The sequence below is a fragment of the Cyclobacterium lianum genome (assembly GCF_900143075.1).
Lineage (GTDB): Bacteria > Bacteroidota > Bacteroidia > Cytophagales > Cyclobacteriaceae > Cyclobacterium > Cyclobacterium lianum.
Genome location: NZ_FRCY01000027.1, coordinates 1 through 13,458 on the forward strand (window position 1 = coordinate 1; position 13,458 = coordinate 13,458).

Annotated in this window: 8 protein-coding genes and 1 pseudogene; all 9 read right to left on the reverse strand. The window is 47.8% G+C overall.

Annotated features, from left to right (window positions below; genetic code table 11):
- Positions 1–237: pseudogene (locus BUB19_RS23575) on the reverse strand (IS5 family transposase); the annotation flags it as partial.
- A 233-nt stretch (positions 238–470) separates the two neighbouring features.
- Positions 471–2,624, reverse strand: coding sequence for an outer membrane protein assembly factor BamB family protein (locus BUB19_RS23580; RefSeq protein WP_073098370.1), 2,154 nt, complete (start codon positions 2,622–2,624; stop codon positions 471–473).
- 108 nt (positions 2,625–2,732) lie between these two features.
- Positions 2,733–4,247 carry an arylsulfatase gene (locus tag BUB19_RS23585; RefSeq protein ID WP_073098355.1) on the reverse strand — a complete coding sequence of 505 codons (1,515 nt, stop codon included), beginning with the start codon at positions 4,245–4,247 and terminating at the stop codon, positions 2,733–2,735.
- Between the two features lie 14 nt (positions 4,248–4,261).
- On the reverse strand, positions 4,262–5,758 hold the full coding sequence (locus tag BUB19_RS23590) for a sulfatase (RefSeq protein WP_073098357.1): 1,497 nt from the start codon (positions 5,756–5,758) through the stop codon (positions 4,262–4,264).
- Positions 5,759–5,930: 172 nt separating this feature from the next.
- Positions 5,931–8,357 carry a TonB-dependent receptor gene (locus BUB19_RS23595; protein WP_073098359.1) on the reverse strand — a complete coding sequence of 809 codons (2,427 nt, stop codon included), beginning with the start codon at positions 8,355–8,357 and terminating at the stop codon, positions 5,931–5,933.
- A complete protein-coding gene (locus BUB19_RS23600; protein WP_245802945.1) occupies positions 8,354–9,709 on the reverse strand; it encodes an HTTM domain-containing protein in 1,356 nt (451 codons plus the stop codon). Before BUB19_RS23600 ends, BUB19_RS23595 begins: the two co-directional genes overlap by 4 nt.
- 9 nt (positions 9,710–9,718) lie before the next feature.
- Entirely contained in the window at positions 9,719–10,843 is a 1,125-nt protein-coding gene (locus tag BUB19_RS23605; RefSeq protein ID WP_178371569.1) for an imelysin family protein, read from the reverse strand.
- Positions 10,833–11,984, reverse strand: coding sequence for a DUF4856 domain-containing protein (locus BUB19_RS23610; protein ID WP_073098365.1), 1,152 nt, complete (start codon positions 11,982–11,984; stop codon positions 10,833–10,835). The genes BUB19_RS23605 and BUB19_RS23610 overlap by 11 nt, the downstream gene beginning before the upstream one ends.
- A 160-nt stretch (positions 11,985–12,144) precedes the next feature.
- Positions 12,145–13,164: a glycoside hydrolase family 43 protein gene (locus BUB19_RS23615; RefSeq protein WP_073098367.1), complete on the reverse strand. Its 1,020-nt coding sequence runs from the start codon at positions 13,162–13,164 to the stop codon at positions 12,145–12,147.
- Positions 13,165–13,458: the final 294 nt, after the last annotated feature.

A 13,458-nucleotide genomic window follows, 5' to 3' on the forward strand; every position in this document is an offset into this window, starting at 1 on the left:
GATCACTGCTCCGATCAAGACTCTTGGATTCAGGGCAGGCCTTCCGGTTGCTTTAGGCGGGTTTCGTTTGCTATACATGTTGACCAGATCATCCCAGGGAATCTGCTTACTGAGTACCACCCAACGGTTGGATGGGGCCAGTTGGTTATAGAATGGTGTCTCAAATCCTGAAAGAGAAAGCTGGTTTGGGCTGGTATATTCGCTGCGTGGTGCACGCCTTTTGGTGGTCTTTCGCATAGTTACTTGCACTTATACACCCTTAATTTGTGAAAAAAACCTCTAAAAACCGCTAAAACGTCACTTTTTTATTTTCTAAGCAGACCCTAAATAGGAATTTTTGTTTATTTACCTGGTTTGCAGTTCCTTTCACGAATGGATAACCAATCCATCTGAAATAAATCTGTGCTAATCCGTGTGAATCTGTGGTGAAATATTTTGTTTATATCCTGGCATGTTCGATTTTTTTAATCTTATTCCTCCGGTAAAGCAAAAGCCACATAGGCATCTCCCGCAGGAGTGCCGAGGCGATTGGCTCCTCCGGCCGCAATCACCACATATTGCCTGCCTTCCACCTCGTACACCGAAGGCACCGCATAGCCTCCGGCGGGAAGCTGATATTCCCAGAGCACTTCTCCCGTGTCCGCATCAAAGGCCCGGAACATTTCATCGGCAGAACCTCCAATGAATACTATTCCGCCGGCTGTGGCCACACATCCCCCAAAATTCTGGGTACCGGTAGGAGCTACTCCTCTTTCTTTTAGCTCGGGATATTCTCCCAGAGGTACCTTCCATTTGATGGATTGGGTTTTTAGATCTATCGCATTCAGCGTGCCCCAGGGAGGCCTGCTTGCGGGAAAGCCTTCTTCATCCGTAAAAATACGGAAACCCTGCAAGACATAGCGATCAAGCGGGGCTTCTATGACTTCCTGTTCACCATCCGGCCCTTCGGCTTCCACTTCCATCAGGTAATCCAAAAGGACCGTTAACTGCTGTTCATCAAAGCCGCTAAAAGCAGGCATCACGCCGTTTCCTCCGGTAATGATGGTCCTGGCAGATGCTCTGCTGTGTCTGTTCTTTAAACCTGTCAGAGCCGGATAGGCTTCACCCAAACCCTGCCGGTCTGCGCCGTGGCAATTGGCACAGTTGGACAAGTAGATGCGCTGTCCCGGACTTAAACTATTGAAAGCCCCTTCCTCCTGATTTTCTGACAGGCTCCTCAATTGCAATACCATAGGGATTTCATTGGCATTAACATAGATCATCTGATTGACCGGGTCATAGGACAATCCTCCCCACAACATCCCTCCCCGGGTTGCCGGGAAGGTAAGTGTCCCTTCCAGACTGGGCGGGGTATAAAAACCCTCGTTGCGGTATTTTTTGAACTCTGCCCTCGCATATTCCGCTGCAGCCTCTGAAATGTTGGTCAGATAGCTGCTGTCCAGGCCCTGAGGTACAATGGTGATGCCCTGGTCAAACTTCTGGGTGGGATGCGCTACTTCCCCGGGAACATACGAGGGAGGCACGGCCCTTTCCTGAACCTCCGTCAGTGGCTCCCCGGTAATTCGATCGAGCAGGATCAGCTCTCCCATTTTGCTGGGTTGCACCAGGGCATGAACGGTCTTTCCGTCCATGGGGAAGTCCACCAGGCTGGGCGCGCAAGGCAAGTCATAATCCCATACATCGTGGCTTACTGCCTGATAATGCCATTGGCGCTTGCCGGTACCTGCATCCAGGGCAATGATGCAATTGGCAAAAAGATTTTCTCCCAGCCGGTTTGCCCCATAAAAATCATAGGTAGGGGAACCCGTAGCGACATACACCCATCCCCTTTCTTCATCCAGACTCATGCCTCCCCAATTGTTGGTGCCTCCGTAGTTTTCATCCTCCACCCATCGCCAGGTATCGTGCCCCAATTGGCCCTCCTGCGGAATGGTATGAAATATCCATTCAAATTCTCCTGTATTGGCCGAATAGGCCCGAATGTGCCCGGGTGAGGCATTGTACCCTTCTCCCGTAGCGGATCCAATGATCAGCAGGTCCTGGTAAATTATTCCGGGAGTATTTAGTGCAACGGACAGCGATTCGGGATCTTTGCCCAAATCCTGCCTCAAATCAAGTTTGCCATTTTCCCCAAACTCCGCCACCAATTCCCCCGTATTGGCATCAAGGGCAAACAACCAATGACCTACCGGCATAAAAATCCGCGTTTTATCCCCATCGGTATAAGCGGTCACACCCCTGTTGACTCCTCCTGAAACACCAAAAGGCTCCGGATCAAAACGCCAAAGCTCTTTTCCACTTGCTGCTTCCAAAGCGATCAAATCCAATTGGGGTGAGGTCACATACATGGTATTGCCGAGGATAATGGGGTTACATTCCATCGGGGTTCGCTCCCTCTTATCCCCGGTGTGGAAAGTCCACGCGGGCTGAAGCAGGTGTACATTGTCCTTGTTGATGCTGCTCAAACCGGAATATTGGGCGGCGGTTTTTGAAGCCCGGTAATGTTCCCAGGTTTGATAGGTATCTTCCTGTTGTTTGCCTGCACATCCCAGGGCGATCGAAGCCAGAATCAGGTAAGATTTAACCGGCCATATTCTCATCAGATTTTTCTCTGTTAATCCCATCCAAATCATTAAATATTTATTCAGTTAAGCAGGTTTTTCAAAGCGGATTGTCAGTGATTTCCAGTCCTATCCATTCCAAAGCGTCCGGACAAAAACCATCAACCAAGGTCAAGGCTGATTTTCCGCCTGAATTTTTTCCTGGAAGGGCCATTCCGGATCTTCCACCCTTGACTCCTCCATCAGTGCCTTAATTTCAGCTACCAGTTCCGGATGCGTTTCACTCAGGTCATTTTCTTCACCGGGATCGCTTTCAAGATCAAATAAAAGGAGGTTTTCATTCCCTTTAAAAACATCCAATTTGATGCCCTTCCATTTGCCTTTTCTAACGGCCTGCTTGCCACCCTGCTCGTGAAATTCCCAATACAAATGATCATGTGTCTCCTGCCCCTCTTCACCCAAAAGAGTGGGCAAAAAGGAAATTCCATCCACATTTTCTTTCAAATCAACACCCACCAGGTCTGCAAAAGTGGGCAAAATGTCCCAAAAAGCACTGATATGATCCGTTTCGCTGCCGGCTTTCACTTTTTCAGGCCAGCTGGCAATCATGGGTACATGGATGCCTCCTTCATGCAAATCCCGCTTGTATCCCTGAAAAGGACCATTGCTGTCGAAAAAATCCGGATCCGCCCCTCCTTCCAGGTGGGGACCGTTGTCTGAAGTCAATATAATGAGGGTGTTATCTAAAATCCCAAGAGATTCAAGGCTGGTTACAATCTCCCCTACCTGATTGTCCAGTAAAGTAACCATGGCCGCAAAGGCGGCATGTGGATAGGCCTGGGAGCCATAGCCACCCGCCTTGTATCGGGGGTGGTCCGGATCATCCATGCCCTCGTAAGGAGTTTCGGGGCCAAGCAAACTTTCATACTGATAGGGTGGCTCTGGTGTAGTTCTTTTAAGAAACCTCTCCATATATTCCTGTGGTGCTTTCAGCTCCGCATGAGGAATGATGGATGGCATATACAGGAAAAAAGTCGTATCCCTGTTGTCTTTTATAAATTCAATTCTTCGCTGCTGAATCAAAAGTGGTGCATACTCCCCTTCATCGGTTCCCTGATTGCCTTCAAGAGCTAGGATGTTCTCATTGTCATACAACTCCCTGGGGTAATAATTGTGGGCGATGGTCTGGCTGTTATAGCCAAAAAAGACATCAAACCCCTGCTTTAACGGATCTCCGCTGGATCCTGGATAGCCCAATCCCCATTTGCCAAAAGCACCGGTAACATAGCCTGCCTTTTTAAGAATCTCAGGTATGGTTTGGGTATCCAAAGCCAGGGGAAACTGCCCGCCGTTCAGGCCCCGATTGCCCCGGACCTGAGTATGGCCGGTATGAAAACCGGTCATCAGAGCTGAGCGGGAAGGGGCGCAAACGGTACTTCCGGCATAATGCTGAGTAAAAACCATGCCCCGGGCCGCAAGTTGATCGATATGCGGCGTCTGGAATTTTTCCTGCCCCAGAAAACTCAGGTCACCATAGCCCAGGTCATCGGCCAGGATATAAATGATATTGGGCTTTCTATCCTGCGTCTCTTCGCTGTCGGTGGCCGGACTGCAGGCAGCAACCGCTACTGATAAAAAGACAAGTACTAAAAACTTAGCAATAACTTGATGCAATGGGTTTCTCATTTTGGGTTATCAATTTAGTTCGGGGAATCGGCATACAAGCCGGTATTTCCTTTTTCCATCAGAGGCATCAGTTCGGCTACAATTTCCGGATATTCAGCCGCCACATTTACCGTCTCCATGGGATCGTTTTGGTGATCATAAAGTTCCAGGGTAGGCTCGGCCTCCCGAAAATACTTTACGAGCCGGTACCGCTCCGTACGCATGGAGATGCCGTTTTTAAAGTAGCTGAAAGCCCGGGCCTCTCTGGCACTGTCCTCACCTGCGGTGATCAGGGGAACCAAACTTTGTCCATCCAACGGGAAATCAAAAGGAATGCCGGTGAGTTCCATCAGCGTGGGATACAGGTCAATGCTACTTACCGGCATGCTTGCTCCGATCCTTCGCGGGATCATTCCAGGAACTTTGATCAGCAAGGGGCTGCGCAGCGCCTTTTCGAAATTGGTGTGCTTGCCCCAGACCCGATGGTCTCCCAAATGCCAGCCATGGTCTCCCCAAACCACGATAATGGTATTGTCGGCCAGGCCCTCTTCCTCCAGGGCTTCCAATACCTTTCCCACCAGGGCATCGCTGTAGCTGACAGCGGCATAGTAGGCATGCCTGAGTTTTCTGGCATAATCATCGGAGAGCTTTTGGTCCAGGCCCGCCTTCTCTTCTCCCAATTGGTAGGAATTGAACTCCCCGCTTTCCTGAAGGCTGGCGGGGTGTACGTTTTCCGGCAATTCGGGAAAAGGAGAAAGGGGGATATCCTCCCGGTCATACAGGTCCCAGTATTTTTTGGGTGCTGTGAAAGGCAGATGGGGCTTAAACAAACCCAATCCCATCAAAAAAGGCTGGTCCTTATCTGAAAGTTCTTTTAACTTTTTCACGGCCAGTTGGGTAGAAAGACCGTCCGGATAGCCCAGGTCATCTACTTCTCCGGCTTCGTAGGGTTTGACTTGTCTGTTCTTCCCCTGACGGTTGGAGCCATCCGCATAGCCAAAAAAGGCATTCCAGCCGGTACCCCATTTTCCGGGATCGAAAAGCATCTCGTCCCAGCTATGGGGCATTTCCATTTTGGCTCCTTCAGGGCTTTCCTCGTAGCCATACCAGAGACCATCCACCGAATGGCTGATTTTGCCGATGCCCACGGTATAGTAGCCATTTCTTTTAAAGTGATGGACAAAACTTTCCGGCCGCTCCCCTTCAGGTTCATTGGACATAAACTGTTCTATCGCGGAATTCTGCAGGTGCTGTCTGGTTCTGGGCCATAATCCTGTCAATATGCTGCAACGGGAGGCTCCACAGGTAGGTACCTGCACGTAGTGATTTTCAAATATGGTGCCTTGCAGACCTATGGCATCAAGGTTAGGGGTTTGGATCAGGTCATTGCCGTAAATGCCCAGCTCAGGGCGCAGGTCATCGATGGCAATAAAAAGGACATTGTAGGGCTTCTTTTCCGCTGCAGGCCCGTTACAGGAAAATAAAAGAAAAATACCAAAGCAATAAAAGGCAATCAGAAAGGTTCTGGTCATTGGGCTATCAGTCAGTGAATAATCCTGAAGTATGGGTGAAGTACAGGGCTAAATATAGGAGGAAATCCGTAAAATTAAAAAAATGTTGTGTTAAAGTAAAAATGAAAAAAGAGATGCCGGACAGCTCATCAGAAACTGGTTTACCCAGGCGAAGTTGCTCCGGAAATCACATTCAAAAATTCAATTCCATTGTCAGAAAGAAAGTCCTTCCATCCGCAGGGATAATTCCCGGGCCGGGATATCCGGCGGCCCGCCTGGTAAAATAGTATTGGTTTGTCAGGTTATTGACGCTGGCCTCCAGCTTGACAAATTTGTATAAATAACTCATCGATAGGTCCATCACCTGGTAGGCCGGGATGATCCCTTCCACAGCAGATGGGGTCCTCACTGCATTGGAGGCATCTGTGAAATGCTCGGCTACATGGGAATATTGGTAGGTCATATTAAAAGCCCCCAGACCAAAAGTCAGCCCGGATCGAATGCTAAACGGCGGCACCAGTTCCACCCTGTTTCCTTCAAGCACCCTTTCTTCTGAACTTTGATAGCGCGCATCTATTACGGAAAGGTTGGTAAACAAATTCAACCTGTATTTCTGATTCCACTCCAATATCCGGAACAGGTCCATTTCTCCGAAAGCCTCCAGGCCCATACTGTAGGCATCAGCCACATTGGTCCGGTAGCGGTATATCCGAAAACTCTCGGGATCAGTTCGCAGGATCGCTCCTATCCTGTCCTGGTATTTCAGGTAGAATAAACTGACGTCATAATTGAATTTCCTGTCCTGATTGCCACGAACACCCAGATCAAAATTATAGCCTCTTTCATCCTGTATATTTTCGTCTACCACCAAATTGGGATTGTTGACCCGGATGTCATTGAAATTTATGGAGCGGTAATTTTGTGAAAAATTCGCATACAGCTCGTGGTTTTCCCTGGGTTTATAGCTAAGCCCCAGGCCACCGAACACAAAACTTCTTCTCCTGTCCAGCTCTTCAAATACTTGAAAGGTAGAGTCTCTGGCAAAACCCGTAACCGGATCAGGAACCAGGGTGCTGCCGGAGTAATAGCCAGCTGCAGCGGTATGAATGGACTCAAACCGAACTCCCGGTGTCAGGCTGATTTTATCGGTCAGGTTAAAGACGTTTTCAGCGAAAAAGGAGATGTTTCTTCCCGGAAAATCATAATCTGCATCTTCCAGATTATCCGGGTTGAGAAAATGAAAATCTGCATTATCGCCCGCCGGACCCAAGCCCTGCTTCCTGTCTGTAAAACCTTTGTAATAGCGGCCCCCAATCAAAAATGCATTATCCTGCTCTCCCAACCTATAATTATAGATCAGCCGGAGTTCTGAACCAAAGTTGCTGAAATCATCCACAAAGAGGTTCCGCTCCAGGTCATCATCCAGCCGGTCAATTCTGCCCAAATTGCCAAGCGCATCACGGCCTCCGATCAGGCCGAAGCTCCTGAAGTTTAGTTTAAGCTGCTGGTTGAATTTATAATCCAGATGGGTCGCCAATAAATTCCAGTTGACCTTGAACCAATTTCTGGACCGGATTGATTGTCTGGGATTTTGCTCAAAAAGGGCATCGGTAAGCCCCCCTGCCTGCCTGGCCAGGTAATCCATCATGGTGTACTCCAGTTTTACCCTGAACCCGTCATTAGTCTCGTAGGAAAGCGCCGTATAGGCCATTTTGGAATCAAATTCACTGTTTTCCCGCCAGCCATCTCCCCGCTTGTACTGAAAAAAACCATAGTAGTTCCACTTGCCTGCCTGTCCGCCTACACTGCTGAAGGTGTTCAGAAAGCCGTAGGAACCTACGGTATTTCTCAGCACCGTATGGAGTTTTTTATCCTCAGGGCCTTCCTTCATGACAAAATTTAGTAGACCGCCAAACTGCGTACCATATTGCAAAGAAGCTGCACCTCGTACCACCTCAATGCGATCTACCCCTTCTGCGGCAGGGGTATAATAACTTTCCGGATATCCCAAAGCATCGGCACTGATGTCATATCCGTTTTGGCGTACATTGAAATGGGAGGTCCGGTTGGGGTCCAGCCCCCTTGCGCCTATGCCCAATTGCAAACCTGCACCATCACTTTCATAAATGTTCAAACCCGGAACTTTGGCATATATCTGTCTGGTATTGTTGGTAGCCAGGTTGGCAGTGATGTTGTTGAGCTGAATGACCTCGTTCTTTTTGGCCTCATAGATGGCCGTACCTTCCACTGCGCCCAGCCTACGCATGCCATAGGCATCAGCGTATGCGCCATTTACGATTATCTGGCTGAGTTCACCGCTGATCTCCTCCAATTCGATCCTTAGCTGAATCAGCTCCTCATCCGGGCGGACAGTCAGGTCTGTAGCGTAGGTTTTCTTTCCGGAAAAAAACACCTGCAAAACATAATCTCCCTGGGGAACCGCGGAAAGTGTAAAAGCTCCATCCTGGTCAGTTACTGTTTGCAAACTGGTTCCCTTTAAAAAAACATTGGCTCCGGGAAGGGTTTCACCCCCACTTTCGACCGTTCCATTCAGCAATACCTGAGCTTGTAACGGAAGGAAGATCAAGGAATAAAGCAATATGCTCAGCAAGCTTTTCATAAAATTTTCTTGTAAGGTAAAACCCAGGTTTTGTGCCCGAAACTGTCCTCGACCCGGGTAAGGTCAGTATTGGGATCTATTAACAGTTGGTTTTTCGATCCGTTTAAACTGACATGTACCTCTGCCCGGATTTCCACATCATCAAATCCCTGATCTGAGAGTTTTTGCTGCAGAAAATGGGCAAACTGCAGAATCAGATCCGGTTGCGTTGCCATTTGTTTTTCCTGCATGGGACTCAGGTAATCGCTGGCATAACTTTCCCATTCCCGTCCTGTAGCTTTGTCCCGGATATGGAAAATGGCATATCCTGCTTTTTCCATCAACATGACCCTCCAGGAAAAGCGGTAACCCTGCTCCGTCCAGAACAGGTTACCGGGATAAGCATAAGCCCGTAGCGGCAAAAGGAGCTGGATCAGCAAAAACACGGCGAAAAGGCTCCAGACCAGCTTTTGGAAGGGGGATTGATACAACTTGCCCCAAGAAGTGAAAGCGGTTGAGCTTTTATGGCGAAAAATATTCCTGATATAAGCGGCGAATTTTAAATGGCTATCCGGAGAAAAGAAGATAGTGGTGGCCAGAATCATGATAAAGGGAAACATCCCTATGGGAAAAAGAAGCCAGGTAGTGAAATGAAAAATAACGACCGCTATGTAGGCATAGGGCCTGGTCCTACTGTAAAAAAGAAAAAAGGGAATACTGAGATCATAGATGGCCCCAAACCAGCTAAAGGAATAGGCAAGCCAAAGTTCATTCATCCAGGGCCCTACCAGAGGCAAATGGCTATACATGGGAAGCCAAATCTTCAGGGGTAAAGCCTCCATCAACCATGCCGGATTCAGCTTTGCCAGACCCGCATAGAAATACACCAGGCCCAGCAAGCATTGAATGACGAGCACGTAGCCATAGGGAATATGGGAAATTTTCAAACCCTTCCGCTTTGAATCCAATGAAAAAGCTTGGTTAGCCGGCATCCAGACCATCAAAAAGGCAACCAGGCTAACGAAATAATAGTGATTGAGGTAATTGGTGACATCAATCAATTCCACATAAGTAAAAGAAAAAAAGAAAAGCAGCGCGGATACCTTGTAGTAAAAGCCCAGTGCAATACCCAATGCCGACAAGGCCATGGTGATAAAAAGTAAGTACATACCTGTTTCACCGGGATTGCTTACCCACGAAAAGCCATAATAGCTGAAATGAAATTCGGGTTCGATGTACTGGCTTGCTATCCAGCCGTTGCATACAAACCTGGCAACACTGATAAACATGATCAAACCAAAAAGCACCCTAAAGTGAACCAGGGGTGCTATTGAAATGGGCTTGTTGATACCATTGAATATCTGTGTTTTCACTTTCTCCATTTAATCTCCATCATTGTCCTGATAGGTAATCAGCACGCCCAGTGCGGAGGAAAATTCTGTTTTGATAAGAATGACCTGCTTTTGCAATTCCTGATGGGCTGCCTCCGCAGAAGCAGGGTTGTTCTGTATGGTAGCAGAAAGCGGGGAGGGAACCTGGTCAAGCCTGCTCAGAATCTGGTCAAACTGAGCCAGAATGCGATCGGCCAGCCCCTCGTCTTCTCCGGCTCTGATTTCCTGAAGCAATTCATAAAATCCTTTCCCGTCATTTTCTCCTCGTTTTCCAAGGTAAAAATCCTTCATTCCTGAGATATGCGCCTGCAAAAGAGAAACCGAGTACTGGCTGTAATAGGCCTCCACATTTCTCGGTATGATCACTCCCTGAGATCTTTTCCCCAATGGAATGCCCAACCGGGCGTCTCTGCTGAATCGTTCCAGGTATTGAGAAAGCGCATTGACCATTTCACCTAAAGAAGAGCCTACATCTGTGCCGTCCTTCTGGATAAATTCCTCCTGATAGTTCCCGCCCTCAGGAAGCCATTGGTTATAGACCAAATCAATTTTAGTCAATAGTAGTTGACTGACAGCCAACAGGTATTCTCTAGCGTTCCCTGCGTTTGTCCCGGAACTGTATTTCGCAATGATTTCCTCATCTGTATCTGCCAGTCCATAAATCAGGTATTCCATGGCAGGCAAGCCTCGCCTGTTTGTAGTACTGAAACCCGTAAGAGAAAACTCGCCGGATTCAATCGCATTGTCAATGGAAAAATTGTCTGTGGGAAAGGTGTTGAATTCTGCTCTCAGAGTCTGGGAAAACGCAGGCCCGAATTCCAGGAAAGAAACTTTTTGCCACTGGGAGTAAACGTTTTCAAAATCAGACCGGAGTGACGACAGGTTGGCTTGGTTCGGGTCGGCTGTAAAATTTTTTACGGACTGGTCGAGTAGCGTCATTTGGGAATGCAGGCTTTCATAGCCGGGTAAAATTACGTTATTTGCCAGATTCTCCAGAACAGGCTTTCTGGCAGTATCCTGCTGGTTTTCCCCTTCTGAATTTTCAACACAGGAAGGCAACAGGCAGATTAAGCCTGCTACCAGCAATGTTGAAACGAATAGTTGCTTACAATACATCTTCATGTTCTTTTAATTCCGGATAGGCTGCGGTCAATTTATCCCTGGCCTCAAGCAAGCTTTCCGTACTCACGAGCCAGAAATTGCCATCCGTGCCCAGGTCGACATTCAGGATTTCATTGATATCGCTCTGATTGATCTTTTTCCGGGGGCTGTATTGGAGGGCACTCACGAAGGTGTACGCTTCAGACATGGCATGCAGTAAATTCCCCTGGTCTCCGGATGACAAGTAGCCCATGGAATCATTGATATAATGTACGGCCGTGGCGGCAGATACCAGTTCGTGCAAATCTATGATCAAGTCTACCTGATCCATTTTGACTGTATGTTCATTGGCAACAATGGCAGCTCTTCCCATAATATAGGCGTCCATAAGCGGCTGACTTACGTTTAGTAAATCGTCTCGGCCATTGGTATAATTGGCCCAGAATCTACTGTATTCAGGAGTCAGGACCGGATCGCCTTGCGGGAAATCCCTGGGCACTCCCCAGTAACCAAATGCTTCATCCCAGTGGTGCTCCATGGCCGTATAATTTTCTCCCTCCACCAGATTCTCATTGTCCACCGATGCACCAATCCTGGCCTCTGTGAGGTAGGTGTTAAAAATCTGGTCATAAAAAACTGCGCCCATCAGTCCCTTTTCTATGAGCTGCGTAAATTCCCAGCCTTTTTCATTTACATTCACGAAATTTCCCGTGGTACCCCTTTCTACTCGTCCGGCAATTCCATTTGAAGCCGCTGTATTGTTGGCCGCTACATCCTGACTGACCTCAGCGGCCTGCGACATCAGGCCTTTAAAAAAATCAATCTGAGCCGCATTGGTTTTGTTTTCCAACTGTTTGCTGCTGGCCTCATTCAAATCCTCATCTGAAAAAGGGGCATTGGTATTGGAATACATGTCCAGCAATTTCTGAAACGAAAGGGCTTCTCCCCGATCTCCTGATACCAGATAGCTTTTCATTTCAGAAAGCATATTCAGGCGATCGGTCTGCCCCTGATAGTTTACTGTGGAGGCCCCATCTCTTTCAAAAACATAGGTATCGGGCGGATTGATGGATTCATTTTCAGGCATATTCTCTTCCACACAGGAAAAGGCCATCAATCCGGAAAAAGCAATGAGTGAAGCTTGTCTGTAATTCATTTCGATTTACGCTTTGGGGTTTTATTTAGATTAATTATAAGATAAGACAAAGGTAAATTCAGAATGAATAAATTCAAACATTATTTAGATTAATTTTAAATAAAACATTAGGTGAATTCAGAAGGAAATTATCGCCCGCTGCAGGGAAAGAATTAATTTCTTAATCAATGGGATTAGCAGCGACACCTTCCACGGTCATGACTATGGGTTTGATGGTGCCATCCTCGTTAAATTCCATTACATCAATACAGGTGACACGGTGATCCCGGTCTTCGTTGGGGATGGGGCGGCGGTGATAGACCATGTACCAATCGTCTGTGCCGGGTTTATTTATCGCCGAATTATGTCCCGCTCCCGTTGCGATACTGTCCTTTTCCAAAATGGTACCGATACGCTCAAATGGGCCTGTGGGTTTGTCGGCCATGGCATAGGCCACTTTATAGCTTTCATTGGTCCAGCCGCCTTCAGACCACATCAGGTAGTAAATGTCATTTCTCAAAAACATAAAAGGCCCCTCCACATAACCCTCAGGGGTTATTTCATGAAAAAGTTGGCCGTCTTCCCAGGGCTCAAACCCGGTGAAATCCACATTGAGCTTACCCATATTGCAATGCCCCCAGCCTCCATAAAAGAAATAGTGCGTACCGTCCAGGTCTTTGAATACAAATTGATCGATCGGCTGCGCTCCGTGATAAAATTCTGACAGCAGGGGTTTGCCCAGATAATCCCTGAATGGGCCTCCGGGAGTATTGCTCACCGCTACGCCGATACCTCCGGAATGGTTGATGTCATTATCGGGATCATATCCCGGCCGGTCGGGAGTGAGGATGTCATTTGCGGCAAAAAAGAGATAGTACTTCCCCTCCTTTTCTATGGCCGAAGGTGCCCACATGGCCTGCCTTGCCCATTTGATGGCAGCGGTATCGAGAATACGCTCATGTTTTTCCCAGTTGACCAAATCTCTGGACGAGAAAGCATCGAAATGGAGCTGTTCGATAAAGCGGGCCGAATAGGTGGGATAGATCCAGTACTCCTCTCCAAAAACCACCCCTTCCGGATCGGCATACCAGCCCTCGAAAATGGGATTGCCGGACAGTTGGGCAGGCTTATCTTGTTTTTCAGTATTAGACGTGCAGGCCAGAGCCAGGAAGAAAAGGATCGGGACAAAGTTGGTTTTCATAGCGGGACAGGTTTAAAGATCTAAAAATAATGGATTTATTTTGGAGGATCGCAAACCATAATAAAATAGGTCTAATTCCCTTTATGTAAAGGGTTTGTTCGGGAGGAAAAATTGAAAGATATCCGCTTTTTTCAAGGCTTTATTGAAGAAGGGAATGATATAAAAAGACCCTCGAGGTTGTGGAAACCTCAAGGGTCAATTCACGATAACCTTTGGGGTCTTTGAGACCCCGAAGGTTTTTACGTTCTCGTTTCTGAAAAGACCCTCGAGGTTGTGGAAACCTCAAGGGTCGAT

What these genes read in the sequence shown, in the direction of transcription:
- BUB19_RS23590 (WP_073098357.1), bottom strand. Translation starts at nt 5,758, where the DNA reads ATGACCAGAACCTTTCTGATTGCCTTTTATTGCTTTGGTATTTTTCTT.
- BUB19_RS23595 (WP_073098359.1), bottom strand. Translation starts at nt 8,357, where the DNA reads ATGAAAAGCTTGCTGAGCATATTGCTTTATTCCTTGATCTTCCTTCCG.
- BUB19_RS23585 (WP_073098355.1), bottom strand. Translation starts at nt 4,247, where the DNA reads ATGAGAAACCCATTGCATCAAGTTATTGCTAAGTTTTTAGTACTTGTC.
- BUB19_RS23580 (WP_073098370.1), bottom strand. Translation starts at nt 2,624, where the DNA reads ATGGGATTAACAGAGAAAAATCTGATGAGAATATGGCCGGTTAAATCT.
- BUB19_RS23605 (WP_178371569.1), bottom strand. Translation starts at nt 10,843, where the DNA reads ATGTATTGTAAGCAACTATTCGTTTCAACATTGCTGGTAGCAGGCTTA.
- BUB19_RS23610 (WP_073098365.1), bottom strand. Translation starts at nt 11,984, where the DNA reads ATGAATTACAGACAAGCTTCACTCATTGCTTTTTCCGGATTGATGGCC.
- BUB19_RS23615 (WP_073098367.1), bottom strand. Translation starts at nt 13,164, where the DNA reads ATGAAAACCAACTTTGTCCCGATCCTTTTCTTCCTGGCTCTGGCCTGC.